This is a genomic window from Pseudomonas sp. QTF5, assembly GCF_000512695.2.
Classification (GTDB): Bacteria; Pseudomonadota; Gammaproteobacteria; order Pseudomonadales; family Pseudomonadaceae; genus Aquipseudomonas.
Genome location: NZ_AZRW02000007.1, coordinates 130,779 through 148,933, shown reverse-complemented (window position 1 = coordinate 148,933; position 18,155 = coordinate 130,779). Strand labels below are relative to the sequence as shown.

16 protein-coding genes and 1 other RNA gene are annotated in these 18,155 nt (G+C 56.8%); 6 read left to right on the top strand and 11 right to left on the bottom strand.

Going from position 1 to position 18,155, the window contains the following annotated elements; genetic code table 11:
- Positions 1-9: 9 nt before the first annotated feature.
- Positions 10-1,656 carry a hypothetical protein gene (locus IC37_RS08275; protein WP_014719971.1) on the bottom strand — a complete coding sequence of 549 codons (1,647 nt, stop codon included), beginning with the start codon at positions 1,654-1,656 and terminating at the stop codon, positions 10-12.
- A gap of 21 nt (positions 1,657-1,677) precedes the next feature.
- Positions 1,678-3,153 carry a hypothetical protein gene (locus IC37_RS08270; protein WP_030128109.1) on the bottom strand — a complete coding sequence of 492 codons (1,476 nt, stop codon included), beginning with the start codon at positions 3,151-3,153 and terminating at the stop codon, positions 1,678-1,680.
- 246 nt (positions 3,154-3,399) lie between these two features.
- Here IC37_RS08270 and IC37_RS08265 point away from each other — a divergent pair, with 246 nt between their 5' ends.
- The 6 genes from IC37_RS08265 to IC37_RS30400 all read left to right on the top strand — a co-directional run bounded on the left by IC37_RS08265 (position 3,400) and on the right by IC37_RS30400 (position 9,188).
- Positions 3,400-4,740 (top strand): hypothetical protein, encoded by a 1,341-nt coding sequence (locus IC37_RS08265; protein ID WP_014719969.1) that lies wholly within the window; start codon positions 3,400-3,402, stop codon positions 4,738-4,740.
- 265 nt (positions 4,741-5,005) lie between these two features.
- Positions 5,006-5,143 carry a hypothetical protein gene (locus IC37_RS08260; RefSeq protein WP_256580685.1) on the top strand — a complete coding sequence of 46 codons (138 nt, stop codon included), beginning with the start codon at positions 5,006-5,008 and terminating at the stop codon, positions 5,141-5,143.
- 1,068 nt (positions 5,144-6,211) lie between these two features.
- Positions 6,212-7,612 (top strand): YfjI family protein, encoded by a 1,401-nt coding sequence (locus tag IC37_RS08255; RefSeq protein ID WP_030128108.1) that lies wholly within the window; start codon positions 6,212-6,214, stop codon positions 7,610-7,612.
- Positions 7,605-7,958 carry a hypothetical protein gene (locus IC37_RS08250; RefSeq protein WP_030128107.1) on the top strand — a complete coding sequence of 118 codons (354 nt, stop codon included), beginning with the start codon at positions 7,605-7,607 and terminating at the stop codon, positions 7,956-7,958. The genes IC37_RS08255 and IC37_RS08250 overlap by 8 nt, the downstream gene beginning before the upstream one ends.
- The gene (locus tag IC37_RS08245; RefSeq protein WP_030128106.1) at positions 7,942-8,922 is read left to right on the top strand and encodes an integrase domain-containing protein; all 981 of its coding nucleotides are present in this window, start codon (positions 7,942-7,944) and stop codon (positions 8,920-8,922) included. The genes IC37_RS08250 and IC37_RS08245 overlap by 17 nt, the downstream gene beginning before the upstream one ends.
- Complete coding sequence (locus IC37_RS30400; RefSeq protein ID WP_030128105.1) at positions 8,919-9,188, top strand: hypothetical protein; 270 nt, start codon at positions 8,919-8,921, stop codon at positions 9,186-9,188. Before IC37_RS08245 ends, IC37_RS30400 begins: the two co-directional genes overlap by 4 nt.
- A 120-nt stretch (positions 9,189-9,308) precedes the next feature.
- Here the strand turns inward: IC37_RS30400 and IC37_RS08235 are convergent, their stop codons facing one another.
- The 9 genes from IC37_RS08235 to IC37_RS08195 all read right to left on the bottom strand — a co-directional run bounded on the left by IC37_RS08235 (position 9,309) and on the right by IC37_RS08195 (position 18,058).
- Complete coding sequence (locus IC37_RS08235) at positions 9,309-10,565, bottom strand: integrase domain-containing protein (protein WP_030128104.1); 1,257 nt, start codon at positions 10,563-10,565, stop codon at positions 9,309-9,311.
- Positions 10,566-10,752: 187 nt separating this feature from the next.
- Positions 10,753-11,146: a transfer-messenger RNA gene (gene ssrA / locus IC37_RS08230) on the bottom strand.
- Between the two features lie 95 nt (positions 11,147-11,241).
- Positions 11,242-11,508, bottom strand: a complete 267-nt coding sequence (locus IC37_RS08225) for a hypothetical protein (RefSeq protein ID WP_030128103.1) — start codon at positions 11,506-11,508, stop codon at positions 11,242-11,244.
- A gap of 92 nt (positions 11,509-11,600) precedes the next feature.
- On the bottom strand, positions 11,601-11,849 hold the full coding sequence (locus IC37_RS08220; RefSeq protein ID WP_030128102.1) for a hypothetical protein: 249 nt from the start codon (positions 11,847-11,849) through the stop codon (positions 11,601-11,603).
- A gap of 55 nt (positions 11,850-11,904) precedes the next feature.
- Positions 11,905-12,177: a hypothetical protein gene (locus IC37_RS08215; protein WP_030128101.1), complete on the bottom strand. Its 273-nt coding sequence runs from the start codon at positions 12,175-12,177 to the stop codon at positions 11,905-11,907.
- Positions 12,178-12,304: 127 nt separating this feature from the next.
- Positions 12,305-15,115, bottom strand: a complete 2,811-nt coding sequence (locus IC37_RS08210; protein ID WP_030128100.1) for an FAD-binding and (Fe-S)-binding domain-containing protein — start codon at positions 15,113-15,115, stop codon at positions 12,305-12,307.
- Entirely contained in the window at positions 15,112-15,783 is a 672-nt protein-coding gene (locus IC37_RS08205) for a lactate utilization protein (RefSeq protein WP_030128099.1), read from the bottom strand. Before IC37_RS08205 ends, IC37_RS08210 begins: the two co-directional genes overlap by 4 nt.
- Positions 15,783-17,237: a LutB/LldF family L-lactate oxidation iron-sulfur protein gene (locus IC37_RS08200; protein WP_030128098.1), complete on the bottom strand. Its 1,455-nt coding sequence runs from the start codon at positions 17,235-17,237 to the stop codon at positions 15,783-15,785. Before IC37_RS08200 ends, IC37_RS08205 begins: the two co-directional genes overlap by 1 nt.
- A complete protein-coding gene (locus IC37_RS08195; RefSeq protein ID WP_030128097.1) occupies positions 17,234-18,058 on the bottom strand; it encodes a (Fe-S)-binding protein in 825 nt (274 codons plus the stop codon). The genes IC37_RS08200 and IC37_RS08195 overlap by 4 nt, the downstream gene beginning before the upstream one ends.
- Between the last annotated feature and the right edge of the window lie 97 nt (positions 18,059-18,155).

Below are 18,155 nucleotides of genomic sequence, written 5' to 3'. Positions count from 1 at the left end.
CGGGTTCAATCAGAATCTATCGAGCACCGGAGCACTGAGGACATCACCAGCGGTGACTTGCGCCAGTTGATGATGAATTAGCGATTCACGGCCTCCTCCGAGAGAGACGGCAATTCGAGGGAAGTCATCCTCTAGAGCGGGATATTCTCTTCTCAGCCAATCCGGAAAGGCGGCGGTTGGCAGCAGGCGAATGGTCCTTCCTTTGACCTCAAGTTGGCCGGAGGTGAGCTCCTGAACCATTGCCAGTTTCGATCCCCCACCAGTGAGAATGACGGCTAAGCCTTCTCTGCTGGCAACACCGACCCAGCTCTCATCGACTGTTTCGAGCGTGTCCACCAGGCATTGTCTTAGTTCATTTCGGAATGTTTGGACTGCTGCCAGCTCAATGAGCTCATTGATTTCGATATCAACGACCTGACCATCCAGTAATCTGACGGTGAGGGTTTCACCGATGAACAGCGCCTCTTTGTAGTCGCGGATATTCAGCGCTAGGTTGCTGCGTATATTTACGTTCCGTGGATTGTCTGAACCCACGCCTGCCTTTCTAAGGATCAGCTCAGTAAGGGCTCGATCAAGATGGTTGCCTGCCAGCGGAATTCCCCTGGCAGCGCCTTTGGCTTCCAAGGCCTGGCGTACGCCGCTGTCAGAGTCCACATGCAACCGATACAAACTCACGTCGCTCGTGCCAGCTCCGACGTCAACGATAAGGGTAAGGCGTCGGGTATTGCTGTCGGTGCTCAATATCGCGTTCGCAACGCCCAAGGGTTCAGTGAGGGCTTCGGTTACGAAGTCGTACTGGCGAGATACCGAGCGAAGCTGTTTCGTAGCCTCCTCGAAGTCTTCTACGCGAAGCCCCTGATGCAGCGAATCCCCGAAGGTGTCGGCCAGAACCTGAGCCTGTCCCAGCAGTGTTCGAAGCGTCCCCTCAACCTCTCGACTTTGTTCAGCGCTGAAACAAGGCATCGCGAAGCGGCGTTTGATGTTTCTGGGAACACCATATTTTGCAGCGTCCGAGTTGGCAGCCCAGGTCATGAACATCAGATATGCCAGTAATAGGTCTCCCATCTTCAGTTGTGTCTGAGTGGGGTTGTAGATTGCAGATACATCCGTCTGCATTGCGCGCTCAGACAAAAATCGTTTCACGTTGTCGATGCGCATTCTTTCGCCGTTACCACCTTCAACTAACGAGCGATCCAGTGCTTTCTTCCCAAACCAGATCAGTCCGCTGTTATCAATGTACAAAGAGGATATGAGCATGGTGTCGCTGACTTCGCGCTGGTCTCCAGGTTTCCCCAGCTCAAGAACATGAATTTCCTCGACGTCATCTTCGTCTATGCCGCTCAAGACAAGGGCTGCCTTGGACATGGCCGTGCCGAAATCGAGGCAGAGACGCTCTTTAAGGGAGGGTTGTGGGAGTTCGAAGATACTGAGGTTGAGGACGATGGAAGGCGGTGAGGAAACAGTAGCAGCAGGCGGAGGAGTTGCCGTAGGTTTTAAAGTAGGAGAAGTTGCCCCTCCAAGAACTGCCAGTGCTAGATTGAGGGCGTCGAGTTCGCCGGTCGTTAAAACTCCAGGTAATTCATACTGCTCAGCATCTATCTGTTTGATGCGCTTTAATAGATTGTTGATGAGAATCTTAGCTTCGATCCGGTCCATCGATGTTCCCCTTCCTGTTGATTAGGCCAATGGCTCGACCCTGGGCTTTACTAGCGTTTTGATGCTTCCACCAAAATCTTTCTGCACGCCGTCACGAACCACGCGCACTTCTCTTACCCCTTGGCTGGTGTCGCTGAGGAGCTCATGCTGCAAAGGATTGAATTCGACAACCATTCCCTTCAGTTCAGTCTTTTTTAGCTTTCGCATGCGCGCCAATAGCAACGCCGTTTGCGCGATTTCGGCGTAGCCGGCGGCGGCGCTGATGACATTGGAAGCAGTAACTGGGTCAGAGATTTCCAACATGGGCGCAACAGTGCGCCTCAATGCGTGCATTGAAGGTTCAGTGTTTAAGACTTCAATGAGCAGTTCACCAATCATCTGGTCTTCGGTATTGCCGACCTTGTGAACTGTCCGGCGACTGCTACTGACCGAGCCACCGGTGATCCACCATTGGCGTACATCCGGGTCCAGCTCCAAGGCTTCTCCAAAGTGGTTGGTTAGCTCTTTGAGCATTTGAGCTTTCGACTGGTACATCGTGTGGATCAGATCCAAAAGCGTACTGTCGGTTTTACCTTGGCCGGCGAGGACCAGAGCAGCTTCTCGCAAGCACATGTTCAATGCCGGGCGCATCCTGGATGAGGACAGGTAGTGGATCCAGCGCGCGCGGCCCAGCAATGCTTTTGCACGCGGCAGTAGTTGGTAGGTATCAGCTAGCATGGCGTGAGAAAAGCGCAGCTCGATAATTCTGAGCAGGATGTCTACGCCGTCATCGACGATGTTGAACAGCAGTGACTCTTCGACTTCTCTCAGGTCACCGATAAGAAGGGCACTTATCCATTTGGCTAATGCTTCACCGGGCTGGTCACCCAGTTCGAAGCTTCTGGTACGCATCACCTCAACCCAGCCGGAACTGATCCTTCGGGCTTTGCGAAGTCTCGACTCCGAGTTTGCAATTTCCATAAGGCTATCGAGTGCGGTGGTGTGTGCCGTTAGAGCTTTTGCTGCTGTTGAATGGCTGTTGAGCACCAGTTCGATGAGCTGCTTGCGTGCCTTTTCAGCAGTCTCCAGGGCAACGGATTCGGCCAGTACATAGTCCGCCCGATCAGAGGTGCGAAGTTGCGCGAGGCTGTGTGCTGCGTAGAACTTGCCATCGCCGTCCAGGGTGGATGACTCAAGGGCAGGAAGCGTGGCTGCATGGATGGTGCTTGCCAGCATCTTGAAGATACTGCTCTCGCGGCCGCGGGCAACAGCTGAAAGTCTGCCGAGTAACGCCAGAACAAGGAGACCGGATTCCGGGCTTTCATCTTCAGTTTTAGCGAGCTGTTCAACTTTCTGCAGAATGAGGTCCAGCCCTCCCTCTTTGATCATGGCCTGTATCTGTTGCCGCGCCATGCTCTGGGTTAAGACGTTGTCCAGTTCGATTAGGGATCGCGCGGTGCCGATCTCATTCAACCGCACATTCGTTTGGCTCTTGGTGATCTTTTCCTCACGATCCATCGCGACCTCATTGCCATGTCAATAACAAGCTTTCGGGAGTCAGCAGTAGTGCTGGCTTCTAATTGGTGTACCGCATGTTCTGGACCGGGCACGGGTGATGCTCGTCTGAGCATACAAAGGTCAGAGGCAATGCGCCATTACAGAGATCGAATATTGCGGTTTTGTGCGGTAGGGTAGGGAAGGCTGCGTCGCGCAATCACGGAAGACGCTCTGCTCCGTATGAGTCCAACTGCTAATGGTTTCTCAATGACACGAAAAAATACCGGATTGCTGGTTCGCTTCGATGAGTCGCGTCGGGCGGATGTAATCAAATGGAAAATCGGAGAAGGCTTTGAATCATTCTCCGATGCGCTGAGTGTGACTGACTGGGACGTTGGCCAATTCAGCACCGCGCTGCTTTCGTTTTCGGAAGCCACCATTGATTACATATGTCTGGCCAAAAAGGGTAATCAGGTTGTCACCTCGAAAAGTCGTGTGGAGTTTTCATCGGTACTGGATCTTGAGTCGATAAGAATTTCAGAGATCGAAGCTGTTTTACCCACGGTCGTACATCGATATTTCATTAAGGCTTCCCAAGGCATCGGTGGGGCGATACCGCCCAAAACGTGGGGGGCAGCAATCGACGTCGTGAAAGAGCTACGACCTCACCTTGTACCAGAAATAGAGCGAATCCTTTCCCTGCAACGGTTTTCGGGTATGCGTTTTCATGGCAGCGTCGCCGAGATCCAGATTCAGGAGCGAGAGGCGCTGGGTATATCGTTGGATATCTTCTCGGGTAGCAACAAGCTTCGAAACCGCGTACTCAGCGAGTGGGCCCCGCCTGCCGAGGCGGTGTCTGATCTTGACGAGGAAAACCAGTCGGCAATTTTGTTGGCATTGCCCACGTCTAGTCCGTCGTTCCTCAGTGGAATTTCGACCCGGTATATTCAGGAAGAATCTGCGATCCAGCACGATCTTTTCACATGGCCAGGCGATGCGCCTGTTCATGCCGGAGGTATCTCGGTCTTTGAGCAAGGAGGCCGAAAGCTTTCCGTTATTTACGCTAATCGGAATGCGCTCGAGCATACGCTAGGTGTTGACCTGATTTATTACAACGAGCTGTTTGACCTATTCGTACTCGTTCAATACAAGATCATGAAGGACGAAGGCGGCGTGATGGTCTACCGACCCGATGGGCAACTTTCGGAAGAGTTGGCACGAATGGATACGTTCAGGGATGTGGCCAAAAATACGGCCCCGTTGGCGTCTCATGAAGCCCATAGACTAAGCGACGACGGTTTCATGGTGAAGATGGTGCCCAACACGGGGCTGATGCCAGCTTCTGGCGAGCTTATAAAGGGGATGTATCTCTCACGAGAGTACATGAACTTCTTGATCAGCACTGCCGGCCCCAAAGGTCCTCGAGGGGGAAGCCAGATCACCTTCGAGAATGCCCCAAGGTACCTGACCAATACTGAGTTTTCCTCGTTGGTTCATGCGGGGTGGATTGGGACTCAGGGGACTGGTACGTCCATGATCAAGAGCTTAATAGAAAGCTTTTACACAACTGGTCGTGCCCTGCTCATCGCCCACGAAACAAAAAAGTAAGTGAATCGTTCCTGGTGTCGTAGACAGTTATCAGCCTCAGTCTTTTGGCCGGTTGGCGTCGTAGGTCGAGCTTCAGCTAATGGCCGAATCCTGTCCGTCGCCACCGAGGTCTGCAGCCGATCACTGAGTACTATGCAGTGCCTTCCGCTAAAGGTTGTCCGGGTATGTGAACGCCCTGGGGCAACGAGTTTGGCCCAATGATTGCGGACGGCGTTCATTGTGCTGAGGTTTAGCTCGATGCTCGTCACTACCGTTATGGTGAGCCGTGGCGCAGAACCGAAAACTTCATCGCCCCGAGGATCCTCAAGAAGCGTTCGAGGCCGGTTTTTTACTGCGGCTGCAGCAGACGCTGATCATGCTGCGTGAGGCTTCGTCTTCCCAATCAACCGGCATTGATACTTGAGGCACTATTGAAGTTTAGGATTTTGCTTTTCCCGCCAAACCCTCCGATCAAGCGATCTTTGATCGCGCTGATCGGAGGGTTCACCTGATTTGCTCAGGGCCACCGCGTTCCACGTTCTCATCCCCTATCTAATTAGCGCCGCGCCTTTAGTTCCCGTCAGCAACTGTCCTCTATCTCTAGTAATCGAAGTGCCGCTCAAATGTCAGAGCTGATCTTCTCGTGCGGCTATGGCTATAGGGGTGGCGACACCGGCGACACCGGCGACAACGCACGTAAAGCGCGGACTGGAGCATGGCGACAAAAGTGGCGACAGTCGCCACTTTCTGAGCGCATTGGCCGTGACGCTTGACCGCCTTTTCGAGTGGGTATAAAAATTGGCGCACGGATCGCTGTCGTTGACAGCACCAGCCCAGGTAGCCAGAACCTTGAAGGCTACGCCACTCGCGTGGTGGTTCTTCCCCAAGTGCGATTAGCGTCCGGCGGCTTGCACGGTCACTCCCCAAGAGTGATGGATGCCTACTCGACCAATCTGCCCACTGCGGCAGACGATGGATCTACCTCGCTGCATTGCAGCAACCTCACCTCTTGGCACACTTCGCTGCGCCAGACCGCGCCCGTCTCTTTCTCCAGGAAAGAGACGGGCGCTCGTACCATTGCTGCAAGCCACGTCGTACAGGGCATTGCCGCAACTCTCCCCGTGACAATCGGCCTGACAAAACCGATTCGTCGCCATCCGCAACGACACAGGCACCGGTGCCGCAGCTTTTGGACAGGCTGCACCTGACTGACAGTCAGGCATGCCCCAGATGTCTAGGTCTTTGCCTTCTCTCACCCAGGATATCTAGGTGCCGAACTCGTCAGTCGGCACAGCCTCCACCCGTCCGCATCTTTGAATGCGTCTAAGGAGGCCAGATTCTTGGGTTCATGCCCTTGCTCCCGGTCGTAAGGAGCCGTTCGTTCCGCGTCAGTGAACACCTCACAGGCCGCAGGGGCCTTGATCCCTGATAACACTCAACAGCCGTGGCGGGACTACGTGAGGACAACCGGCAATGATCGAGGAGAGGGCCCATGCAGCAGTTAGATCCGAAGCTTGAACTACCACGACCACCTCGACCGTTGATTGAGTCGAACCCCGTGCCCCAGCCTTATCCCGTGCAGGCACTGGGTGGGATTCTTGGGCCTGCGGTTGAGCGCATGGCCGAGGTCATCGGCGTGCCCCAAGCACTGGCCGCGCAATCGGTGTTGGCCGCCTCGGCCCTGGCCACTCAAGGTCATGCGGGCTTACAACTCGACGGCAGACATTATCCCCTGTCGTTGTACCTGATCACGGTGGCTGCGTCCGGTGATCGCAAGACCGCGGCAGACCGATCCGCACTGCTGCCAGCGCGCCAATGGGAGCGTGAACAGTGGCAACATTATCGTGAGCAGCTCTTTCGGTACCGTGCCGCACAGCGACAAGCGCAGCGTATCAGTCCTGCCGATCCCGCCCCCACAAACAGCGTACCGCTCGAAGCGGAGCCTTCGGCCCCTCGGCTGATCACCACAGACCCGACGATCGAGGCCCTGATCAAGGGGCTCTGCCATGATTTGCCGAGCATGGGGCTGTTTTGTGACGAGGGCGGACAATTCCTTGGCAGCAGCACCATGAGTCGGGACAACCGTTTGAAAGCGGTCACGACCTTGTCGTCACTTTGGGACGGTAGCCCGATTGATCGTGCTCGCTCTATGGCAGGCGAAAGCCTACGAGCATATGACCGACGCCTGAGCCTGCACCTGATGCTGCAACCGTATTTGGCCATGCAGTTACTCAGTGACTCGTTGCTGCAGGGGCAAGGCATTCTAGGGCGCTGCTTGATGACCTGGCCAACCAGTCTAGCCGGGCAACGTAGCTACCAGGCTGTCGACTTGTCCAAAGACGCCGCCCTCAAGCGCTATCATCACCGCCTTTCGGCTCTGTTTTATCAGCCTTGGTCACTTTCCGCTGACGGAGCCTTGCAGCTGTCAAAGCTGAGTCTCAGTCCGCTGGCGCGTCGTCGCTGGATTGACTTGCATGATGCTATCGAAGCTCAGCTGGGGGAGTTTGGCGAGCTGGCCAGCGTGCGGCCCAGCGGATCAAAGGCCGCAGATAACCTGCTGCGCGTCGCCGGCATTCTTGCAGTTGTGGAGGAGAGCAGCGTCGTGGAGGTCGACCATATCCAACGGGCCTCCGCTTTAGTCGGCTACTACCTCAACGAGATCCAGCGCCTGACTGAGCAGGAGCCGGTGTGTCGAGTAAAAGAGGAGGCAGACCGGCTGCTGCGATGGCTACAGGTCAAAGATTGGAAGCGTTTCAGTATTCGTGAATTGAATCGCAACGGTCCCCGCTTTGCCCGCAAGAGCAGTCGTCATGCCGCCAAGCTGCTGGTCGAGTTGATTGATCATCAGTGGTTGATCACTGATGGCCACACCTTCGAGGTGCGCCATGTTTAATCTTGATGAAGCGCTGCGCAACCATCTGGCTCAGCGTCAAAAGGAGCCCAAAGCGCGATTTGTCGCCGCTACTGTCGCCACTTTGTCGCCACGCTCAAAACCAGGCAGGACAAGGGTTGTCGCCGCTGTCGCCAGTGTCGCCACCACCCGTAAAGCTATCGCCTCTACGACAGCCATTATTCAATGGTTGAAAGAGGAGGGTGCGCATCTTTACGTCACCGACAACACGCTGTGTTTTCGCCCGACTGATTGGGCTCAGTTCGCGATTGTAAGTGCGCACTGGCGAGCCCTTTTGCATGATCTCGCGGCAGTCGATCAGGAACAGAAAAATGGCTCGGGTCGGTAAGCGAGCGGGGCGCAATTTCGGCTTCGGTCGCCAGCTTAGCTATGCTGGACCGCAAGCACTGAAAGACCTGTTTGGCGACGGCCATTTTGCTACCGTCAAAGCCCATAGTGATCGCTGGCAGGCGTTCGTGCATTGGTGTCGATCCGATGAAGGACCGAGGGTCAACGACGCGCGCCAGATAGACCGCGAGATCCTCATGCGGTACGCCGTCCACGTGCGGGAGCAGGTTGATCAGGGCAACGTCGGCATTGCCACCGCGCAGAACCGACTGTCCAGCGTGAACCAAACGATGGCCGCGCTACGCGGTGATCAGTACGTCAAAATCCCGAGTCCGAGTAAGGCGCTGGGCTTGCAGCGCTCAAGCGTGCGTAGTGAGGCTCCGCAAGGCCAAGACCGTGCGCAGGTCGAGTTGATCGCGCGGGCGCTGTCAGATCGTCAGCAATCGAGGGTGAGTGCCATTGTGCTCCTCGCCCGTGAGACTGGTATGCGCCTGCGCGAAGCGATCCTGGCCGATCTGCCCCGACTGCAACGTGAGGTTCGGCAACTGGGCAAGATCAACATCCAGGATGGCACCAAAGGTGGTCGATCAGGGGCCTCGGCACCGCGCTGGATTACGGCAACGGATCAAGTTCGCGATGCCCTGGGTTGGGCCAGCGCGACCTCACCCAATGGCAGCCGGAATTTGTTGGCGCCCGACGAAAGCTATAAAGACTTTATGCAGGCAGTTGTGCGACCGGCACGGGACATCCTGCATGAGTATGGATTGAAAGGTTTTCATGAGCTGCGGGCGGCCTACGCCTGTGAGCGCTATGAGCAGCTAATCGGCTTTCCTGCACCCGTTAATGGCGGTCGTGTTCATCAAGAGGATCGAGCACTTGATCAACGAGCCCGTAAGCAGATCAGCCACGAGTTGGGACATAACCGCATCGATGTGGTGAGTGCCTACATCGGAGGTCGGCGATGACGTCTGAGTTCGACATAGCGTTGTTTCTGAACCCTGTGCTCAAAGGTGCGCATGCCACGCGGCAGCGGCACATCAGGCAAGCAGAAAGGATGCACGAGGTGATTCGTGAACGCTGGGGTTGCGCGACTCCCTGGTCCTGGAGAGAAAAGCACGTGAGATGGTTTCTGGAGCACTACCTGCGATGCTCAGCTCCAGCTACCGTCTACTACTACGAGTTAACAGCAGGGTTGATCCGCCTTAGAAAGGCAAAAGCCGTGGTTGCCTGATAGACCTTTAAGCGTGAGCCCCTGGGTATGGGAATGCGGAGCCTTCCCATACTCAGGGGCTTGGCCGAAGAAGCGCTGGCAAGCTCCACTACACGGATGGCATGAACTGTCGCCGTGATGTCAGCGTATCGGCACCACCTTGCGGTCCCTGGTTTGATTGATGGCCGACGCTGACAGGCTGCCGGTAGCCGCTTTCTGGATATGTTCACTCCACCAGGCCATCATCGGGCGCCGACGTTCGATGTAATCCGCCCGGTTGTAGGCGCTCCGAACTTCGTCCTTGTCGACATGCGCCAGCGCGACTTCGATCAGTTCCGGATCCCATCCATGCTCGTTCAGGATTGTGCTGGCCATGGAGCGCATGCCGTGGCTGACCAAGCGGTCCTGGAAACCCATCCGCTTCAACGCCATGTTGGCTGTTTGGCTATTCGCGTGGGTGCGCGGGTTTCTATCTGACGGGAACACATATTCCCTGTGGCCGCTATGGGGTTTAAGCGTCTCCAATAATGAGAGTGCATGTTCGGTCAACGGGATTGTATGCGGACGCCGCTTTTTCATTCGCTCCGGAGGGATGGTCCAGATGCGTTTGTCGAAGTCGATATCTGCCCATCGAGTGGTGGCCGCCTCGGCGGGGCGGGTCATGGTATGAAGTTGCCATTCGATCAGGCAGCGGGTCGTCCGCTTGATACTGGCGTTCGCGATTTCCATCATGAGCTCCGGAAGCTCATCAGGTGGCAGCGCGGCCATATTTTCTTTCTTGGGTTTCTTAAATACCGCTCGAATGCCGCTGAGAGGATTGGCAAAGATCATTCCGGAGTTGACCCCGTAGGTCATGATCTCGTTAAGGCGCTGGCTCACTCGCTTAACCGTCTCGAGGCTGCCTTTGGCCTCAATCGGACGAAGCAGCTTGATGACCATCGGGGCACTCACTTCTGATAACGGCGTTGATTTCATGCTCGGAAATACATGCAGCGTGAGTGAGCGCCAGATGTCTTCGGCATACGCGGGTGTGACGGAATCCTTTTTCAATTCGAACCAGGCGGTGGCCACATTCTCGAAGGTGTGTTCCGTTTCAGCCCGTTTGGTTTCCAGCAGCTCATTGCGCTGAGCTTTGGGGTCGATGCCCTGCGCAAGCAGCTCTCTGGCCTCAACGGTTTTCTTCCTGGCTTGCGCAAGAGAAACCTCGGGATAAGAGCCGAGTGCCATGTTGATTCGATTCTTGGTGACGGGATGCCGGTAGTTGAAATTCCACTGCATCGAGCGATTGACCCTGACTCGCAGTTGGAGCCCGTCGCCATCGGTGAGGACGTAATCCTTGTCTTTCGGTTTGACCGCCTTGAGCTGGCGGTCGGAGAGGCGGGTGGTTTGAGCGCACATGAGAAGTACTCCATGACACCTTTTGGTATTCCCAAGATTAACGCCGGGTAGCCGGGAATACCATTGGGAATACCAAATCGCCTGGAACTCAAATAACCTAGAAAGCCTCCCGCAGCCCTGAAACCCCCGTATTCACTGGATTTCAGGCACAAAAAAAGACGTCCGTGGACGTCTTTAGATGATGAAGTGGTGGAGCCGGGGGGATTTGAACCCCCGTCCGCCAGTACTCCGCTGTCGGTACTACATGCGTAGCCGTGTCTATTAAGTTAACCCTCAGCGACCCGACGGGCAGGGTGCTTTGGGCGAGTTGTGTAAGTTTTAGCCGCTTCGTCCACAACGTACTGCACGGCGATTCTGTTCTATATGACAATCACTTTGGGTTTACAGACATCCCCTGATGATTGCTGGACCCGAAGGTACCAGGAGGGAAGGGCTAAGGCTGCTTACGCAGCGAGAGCGTATTCCCCGTAGGTTTCGTCATTGGCAACTATAGAAAGTTGCAACAGTGGATTTACGAGTTCTGTTACCAACTCGGCATGCACCTAAAGTTTCGCAACCGGCGTCGAATCCTAAACGGCCCCGAGCCTGGTGCTCTGTGAATCAAAGTGAGCAACAAGCACGCGCAGTGTACGCCAACACGGCTCAGAAGGCCAACCCGAAGGTTGTCCATCGCAGGTTATGGGTTGGCTTGGTTAGCGAGTGACAATCCCTGTGTGGCCTCGGTGACGCATTTTTTGTCGTCCCCAGAGGCTTGTGAAGCTTCGGCGCTGGACAGCAGCCTTTTGATCTCCATTGCGGTGTTTGTGGAGGTCGCCGGCAGTGAAGTCACTTTGTTTTTGAACTCCTGCAGCTTGCTCGTACACAGGTTGTTGTCCGCAGCCAATACGGGAGAGGCCAACAACGCAGCAGAAATGAACAGACCAGCGAGTGCGGTACTTTTCATGGATATCTCCTTGAACTGATGATCTCGGTGCTGCCGTATGAGCGGGCGGCTCGGCCGAGGTCGGAAAATAAGCCACGATTGATGGGGCCTACTTAAAAGACTACGTCGCTGCGCAGTAATTCGGTTTTGGCAGAAGGGCTATGAATAAACTGTTTGATAGAAGCAAAGGAGCACACGTGCCTCTTTTCACTGGTGGCCTCTTGCAAGGCCTCGCTCCTATGGACTTCTCCCACGGATTTGGGCAGGGCGTCGAGTTTTTTCACCGCGACGCGGGCGGTGCACGCATGACCAAACTCCAGATGCAACAAAACCCGCATTTGGCGGGTTTTGGTTTGCTTCATATTGGGTGGTGCCGGGGGGCCACAAGGCCAAGCCGAAGGTTGGCCTTGTGCTGGATTACTTCCCGCCTTTGTTCGCGTTCTTGAGTTGCTGGATCGTTTGTTCGGTCTCGGCTATGCAATCATCAGTCCCTTCCTTGGTGCCTTTTGCCTGATCGGCTTTGGCTTTCGTGACGCTTTCCATTACCTGATCAGTCATCTCTGGAGGAGTCTGTGACTTGGCATTTTCGATGGTTTTCAAGTTGACCGCACAGAGGTCTTCGGCGGCAAACGAGGGAGACGCCAGCAGTGAGGCAGTAACGAACAGACCTAACAGTACAGAGCGTTTCATGTGTATCTCCTTGAACTGAAGGGCAGGCATCGCTGGCCATCAGGACGGGCTGCCAATTTGGGGGAAGGTCCCACGCTTGCGGGACTTGATCAGTGGACTGCGGCACTGCGTCAGGGTTCTATTTTTCTTAGGTCGCCCTGGCCTGGGTCACCCGATCGACCAGATAGACCAGACCGTGGTAGTCAATTGCGCCGTGTTGCGTCAGACCGATTTCACAAGTGCGACTGGTAGAAATCCCTTCGCTGCAATGCTGTACCGCGTCCTTCAGCGTGCGTAACGAATGGGCATTCAATTGCGGGGTGGTGAAGCCCTTTTCCCCGGCAAAACCGCAGCAGTGAATGCCTTCCGGAATGACCACGTTTTTACTGCATTTGCGCGCCAGATCAATCAACGCCTGGCTCTCGCCGAGATGCTGCGTGCTGCAGGTGACGTGCAACGCGATCGGGGCTTCCTGGGGGGTGAAATCGAGACGATCCATCAAGTGAGTGCGGATGAAACGCACCGGATCGTACAGGTCCAGTCGCACCTCGCCCAAGTCCTGAACCAGCCGCAAGGTACAGGGGCTGGTGTCGCAATAGATCGGGTCGAGCCCGCCTCGGCTGGCGTGCAGCAGTGCGCCGATCAGTTCCTGGCGTTTGTGTTCGGCCTGTTCGGCGTAGCCTTTGGAGGCGAATGGCTGACCACAGCAGAGGTTGTCCTGATTGTCCGGAAAAACTACCTGGTAACCGGCCTTTTCCAACAGGCCACGGGTTTTTTCATACAGCGACATTTGCTCTTTATCACCCGCCGCCGGGCCCATGACCCGCGACACGCAGGCCGCCAGGTACACCACCCGAGGCCGTTCATCCGACACCGTCGGGCTGAAGCGAATGGCTCTTTCCGGTTGCGGCATGGCGTTGGTCCATTGCGGAACCTGCCCCTTGGACAGCCGCGTCAGCGATGCCGACAGTTTCGCCAGGCGTGGCGCCCCCAGCAGCATCCGTGCACCGTTGGCGACGTGCAGGGTGAAGCGTGCGCCTTGCAGCGCGGTGGCGAAATTACCCTCGATCCAGTTGGCGGTTTTCGTATGCGTTGCTTTACGGCCGCGGAGCTTTTTCACCAGCTCACCGGTGTTGATTCCTACAGGGCAACGTTGGGCACACAGGCCGGTGGCGGCGCATGTATCGATGCCTTGGTATTCGTAGGCCTGCTCCAGCTCGGCGGTATCTGTGCCGGCGCGTTTCTTCGCCTGGATGTCACGCCAGATCACGATGCGTTGGCGTGGGCTCAGCGTCAGGTCTTTCGACGGGCACACCGGTTCGCAGAAACCGCACTCGATGCACTTATCCACAATCTCATCGGCGGCGGGCAGCGGTTTCAGGTGCTTGAGGTGGATCTGCGGATCGTCGCTGAGCACCACGTCCGGGTTGAGAATGCCGTTAGGGTCGAGCAGGCGTTTGAGCTGCCACATCAACTGGCAAGCGTCGCTACCCCATTCCAGTTCGACGAAGGGCGCCATGTTGCGACCGGTGCCGTGTTCGGCCTTCAGCGAACCGCCGAATTCAACGGCCACCAATTGCGCCACGTCGTCCATGAACGCCTGGTAGCGTGCGACTTCTTCCGCGCTGTTGAAGCCTTGGGTGAAGACGAAGTGCAGATTGCCTTCCAGGGCGTGTCCGAAAAGGATCGCTTCGTCGTAGTGATGTTTGTCGAACAGCTCGATCAAGCGATTCACGCCGCTGGCCAGCTGTTCCACCGGGAAGGTCACGTCTTCGATGATCACCGTGGTGCCGGTTTTGCGCACCGCGCCGACGGCAGGGAAGGTATCCTTGCGGATCGCCCAGAGCCGGGCGTTTTCCACCGGGTCTTCGGTGAAGTCGACTTGCTTCTCCACCGGGAAACCCGTCAGTGACGCCATGATTTGCGTCAGTTGTTCCTGCAACAAAGTGGAAGAGGCTGCGCGGGATTCGATCAGCAGGGCGCAGGCATTGGTCGACAGTTGTTGTACGAAAGCTGGCATGCCGGGCTTGTCCTGCACCGAGCGCAGGCTGCGACGGTCCAGCAGTTCCACCGCCGATACAGGTTGGCTTTTCAGCACGGTGACTGCATTGCAGCAGGTTTCTACATCCGGGAACACGATCAGCGCCGACGCCTTGTTCGGGTGGTCGATTACCGTGTCGTAGGTCACCGCGCTGATGAACCCGAGTGTGCCTTCGGAGCCCACCAGCAGGTGGCTCAAGATATCCACAGGCTCGTCGAAATCCACCAGCGCATTGAGTGACAGCCCGGTGGTATTTTTCAGACGGTATTTGTGGCGAATTTTCGCAGCCAGTTCGGCATTGGCGCGGGTCTCGCGGCCCAATGTCGCCAGACGTTCCAGCAGCTCGGCGTGGCTCTCTCGGAAGGCCGCCACACTGGCGGCGTCTTCGGTATCGAGACGGCTGCCATCGGCCAGCACCAGACGAATTCCGGCAAGCGTGTGATAGGTGTTCTGCGCTGTGCCGCAGCACATGCCGCTGGCATTGTTGGCGACGATGCCGCCGATTTTGCAGGCGTTGATCGACGCTGGGTCTGGGCCGATCTTGCGGCCGAACGGTGCCAGCCAGGCGTTGGCTTGGGCACCGATCACGCCCGGTTGCAGACGGATCTGTGTTCCTTGCCCGCGAATCTCGCGACCGTTCCAGTTATCGCCCAGCACGATCAGCACGGAATCGCTGATGGCCTGGCCTGACAGGCTGGTGCCGGCGGCGCGGAAGGTTACCGGGACTTTATCCCGTTGCGCCAGTTTGAGCAGCGCCACCACTTCGTCTTCGGACTCGACGCGGATCACCAGTTTCGGAATCAACCGGTAGAAACTGGCGTCGGTGCCGAAGGCCAAGGTCGACAGCGGATCGTCGAAACGTCGCGTTTCAGGAATCAGTTGCTGCGCATCTCGCAGGAAAGCCACAGGTAGACTCATTGGTCCTCCAGGATCAGAACGACCAGGTCTTTAGGACCGTGGGCACCGTAAGCCAGTACCTGCTCGATGTCGGCAGTCTTCGATGGGCCGGAGACCAGCAAAGCGTTGGTCGGCATGCCTTGGGCCCATTCAAATTCCTGCTGCACCTGATAGAAGTTGTCGCGGATTTCACTGGCCTTGAGCAAGGCGAAATGTACCGGCGGCACCAGGCTCATCAGGCGCGGTTCTTCCCGCGTCGGCCAGAGAATCAGGCTACCTGTCGCGGCGATCGCGCCGAGTGTGGTGGTCAGGCTTGCCGGGGTGTCATTGAACAACTCGGCTTTCCATTCCTCGACCGGGCGGTTGTAGGCTTTGAGCGCAGGCAGGTCAGGATTATTCGCCCAATGTTGAGTGACACGTTGACCGTGGGGTGTTGTCGGCGCGATCAACAGGCTTGGCAATTGGCGATCCCGCAGCAGTTGTGCGAGCAATGCGGGCCAGCCTTCTCTGGACGTCAGATGAATTTCTGTGTGCACCGCTTCCATCAATTTGCGCAGCTGCGGGATGCGTTGCTCGGGCGTGTAGGAGTAGGGCTCGGTCACCAATTCGACATCGAAATTGTCAGCGACCGGCGTGGTGCCTGTCAGACTATTGCGCAATTTGCCGAGGATATTTTGCTTGGCGCTCATCAGCGGTCTCCCTGTTTGGCCAGATGCTCGCGGGCCATGTCATGCAGTGAGCGGGCGGTGGGTTTCGGGGCGCTGTGGTTCTGGGTCCACGGGCCGACGTTGCTCGGGGTCAGCGCGCGCAGGCGAGTGGCGAAGAAGCCGAACAGGCGATAGAGCGTTGGCGAGCTGTTGAGCTTCGCCCAGGCGTTCCAGATAAAGCGTTCTTTGCGCGAGTACTTGCTGCCCTGGCCGCGCATCACTTGATGCGGGCTGTCCGGCGCTTTGACGTTCTCTTCCCGTAGGCGACGTAGCAATGCAGGGATCGGAATTTTTACCGGGCAGACTTCACCGCAAGCGCCGCATAACGAAGACGCACTCGGGTGGTCGGGGACTTTCGCCAGGCCGACCATATGCGGGGTGATGATTTTTCCGATAGGCCCAGGGTAAACCTCCCCATAGGCATGGCCGCCGATTCGGGTGTAGACCGGGCAATGATTCATACAGGCGCCGCAGCGGATGCAGTTCAGGGTCTGACGCAATTCGCTGTCGGCAAACGCCTGGCTGCGACCGTTATCGAGCAATACCAGGTGCACTTCCTGCGGGCCGTCGAGTTCATGTTCTTTGCGCGGGCCGGAGATCATGTTGACGTAGGTGGTGATCGGCTGGCCGAGGGCTGAGCGGGTCAGCAGTGACAACAGCGGCACAACGTCCCGCAGGTTTTCCACGACTTTTTCGATGCCGGTGACGGCGATGTGCACCGGTGGCACCGTGGTGGTCATGCGCCCGTTGCCTTCGTTTTCCACCAACAGCAAGGTGCCGGTTTCGGCCACGGCGAAGTTGACGCCGGAGACGCCGATGTCCGCTTCGAAGAATTTCTGCCGCAAGACCTTGCGACCGATCTGAATGAGTTGGTCAACGTCCTTGGTGTACTCCACGCCAAGTTTGTCGTGGAACAAGGACGCGACCTGACCGGCATTCTTGTGGATCGCCGGCATAATAATGTGTGAAGGCTTCTCATGGTCGAGCTGGACGATGTACTCGCCCATGTCCGATTCCAGGCATTCAATGCCCTGTTCAGCGAGGAAATGGTTCATCTCCATCTCTTCGCTGACCATCGATTTGCCCTTGATCACTTGCCGCCCCTCGTGAGCGCGGATGATCGAGAGGACGATGCCATTGGCCTCGTCCACCGTTTCCGCCCAGTGCACTGTCACACCGTTGCGGGTCAGGTTCTGTTCAAGCTGCTCGAGCAAATCGGGCAACTTGGATAAAGCACGGGCGCGGACAGCATTACCCAGCGCTCGCAAATGTTCTCTTTCATGGGCATCGCTGAAGGACGCTGCCCGTTTTGTCATCAGCGAATCCATCGCCGTGCGAAAGTTATTTCGCAGTTGCTTGTCACCCAACGCCTTGTGAGCACGGGTGCGGAAATCTTCTTCTACGGCAACCGTAGGAATAATCGCGGAAGCGTTCATAGAACACCTCCGGTACGCTGCCACAGGAAACTGGCCAGATGCTGACCGCGCAACGCTTCCTGCTGTTTCTCCAGCGAGCCATTGATGTTCATCAGGCAACCGCAGTCGGCACTGAGTACCTTGTGCGCGCCGGATTCCTTCAGCGCTCGGGTCTTGTCAGCCACCATCGCGCCGGAAATATCTGGCATACGGACGCTGAAAGTCCCACCAAAGCCACAGCATTCACTTTCGTGGCTGTGGTCGACTCGCTCCACATTGCTCAGCTGCGCCAACAACTCACGGCCGTGCAGGTGGGTGTTCATTTCACGACGTGCCGAGCACGACGTGTGCAACGCCACTTTTACCGGTTCGCCGCTGTCCTTGAGCTGCACCTTGCAGACAAACAGCAGAAACTCGGCCAGTTCATAAGTCCGTGCCGCGAGGGCTTGAACCTGTTTCAGCGTTTGCGGTTCGTCCTTGAACAAGTCGGCGTAGTGTTCGCGCAACATGCCCGCGCAAGACCCCGACGGCACCACCACCGGATAATCCCCGGCGAACAACGCCAGTTGCGAGCGCGCCACGGTGCGGGCCTGTTCGGTGTAACCCGAGGTGTAAGCCGGTTGCCCGCAGCAGCTTTGCCCTTGCGGGTATTCGACACGAATGCCTTCGCGCTCTAGCAGGTGGATCGCGTCCATCCCGGCGTCCGGGTAGAACAGATCCACCACGCAGGTTCCGAACAGGTAGACCCGTGACGGTTTTTCGCTGGGGTATTGCCGAGGCTCGGGCAGCGGCGGGGCGACGCGGGTCGCATTCGGCACAGCGTTGTAAAAAAGCTCGCTCATCAGGCGTGTCTCCGGGTGGTCCCGGTTATCCGTCCGCTGAGGCTGCTGAATATAGAGAGGGAAGCTTTCAGTAGCCTTGCAGACCCGGTTGTGAATA

Coding starts and splice junctions, on each gene's coding strand:
- IC37_RS08275 (WP_014719971.1), bottom strand. CDS start 1,656: ATGGACCGGATCGAAGCTAAGATTCTCATCAACAATCTATTAAAGCGC.
- IC37_RS08270 (WP_030128109.1), bottom strand. CDS start 3,153: ATGGATCGTGAGGAAAAGATCACCAAGAGCCAAACGAATGTGCGGTTG.
- IC37_RS08265 (WP_014719969.1), top strand. CDS start 3,400: ATGACACGAAAAAATACCGGATTGCTGGTTCGCTTCGATGAGTCGCGT.
- IC37_RS08255 (WP_030128108.1), top strand. CDS start 6,212: ATGCAGCAGTTAGATCCGAAGCTTGAACTACCACGACCACCTCGACCG.
- IC37_RS08250 (WP_030128107.1), top strand. CDS start 7,605: ATGTTTAATCTTGATGAAGCGCTGCGCAACCATCTGGCTCAGCGTCAA.
- IC37_RS08245 (WP_030128106.1), top strand. CDS start 7,942: ATGGCTCGGGTCGGTAAGCGAGCGGGGCGCAATTTCGGCTTCGGTCGC.
- IC37_RS30400 (WP_030128105.1), top strand. CDS start 8,919: ATGACGTCTGAGTTCGACATAGCGTTGTTTCTGAACCCTGTGCTCAAA.
- IC37_RS08235 (WP_030128104.1), bottom strand. CDS start 10,565: ATGTGCGCTCAAACCACCCGCCTCTCCGACCGCCAGCTCAAGGCGGTC.
- IC37_RS08225 (WP_030128103.1), bottom strand. CDS start 11,508: ATGAAAAGTACCGCACTCGCTGGTCTGTTCATTTCTGCTGCGTTGTTG.
- IC37_RS08220 (WP_030128102.1), bottom strand. CDS start 11,849: ATGAAGCAAACCAAAACCCGCCAAATGCGGGTTTTGTTGCATCTGGAG.
- IC37_RS08215 (WP_030128101.1), bottom strand. CDS start 12,177: ATGAAACGCTCTGTACTGTTAGGTCTGTTCGTTACTGCCTCACTGCTG.
- IC37_RS08210 (WP_030128100.1), bottom strand. CDS start 15,115: ATGAGTCTACCTGTGGCTTTCCTGCGAGATGCGCAGCAACTGATTCCT.
- IC37_RS08205 (WP_030128099.1), bottom strand. CDS start 15,783: ATGAGCGCCAAGCAAAATATCCTCGGCAAATTGCGCAATAGTCTGACA.
- IC37_RS08200 (WP_030128098.1), bottom strand. CDS start 17,237: ATGAACGCTTCCGCGATTATTCCTACGGTTGCCGTAGAAGAAGATTTC.
- IC37_RS08195 (WP_030128097.1), bottom strand. CDS start 18,058: ATGAGCGAGCTTTTTTACAACGCTGTGCCGAATGCGACCCGCGTCGCC.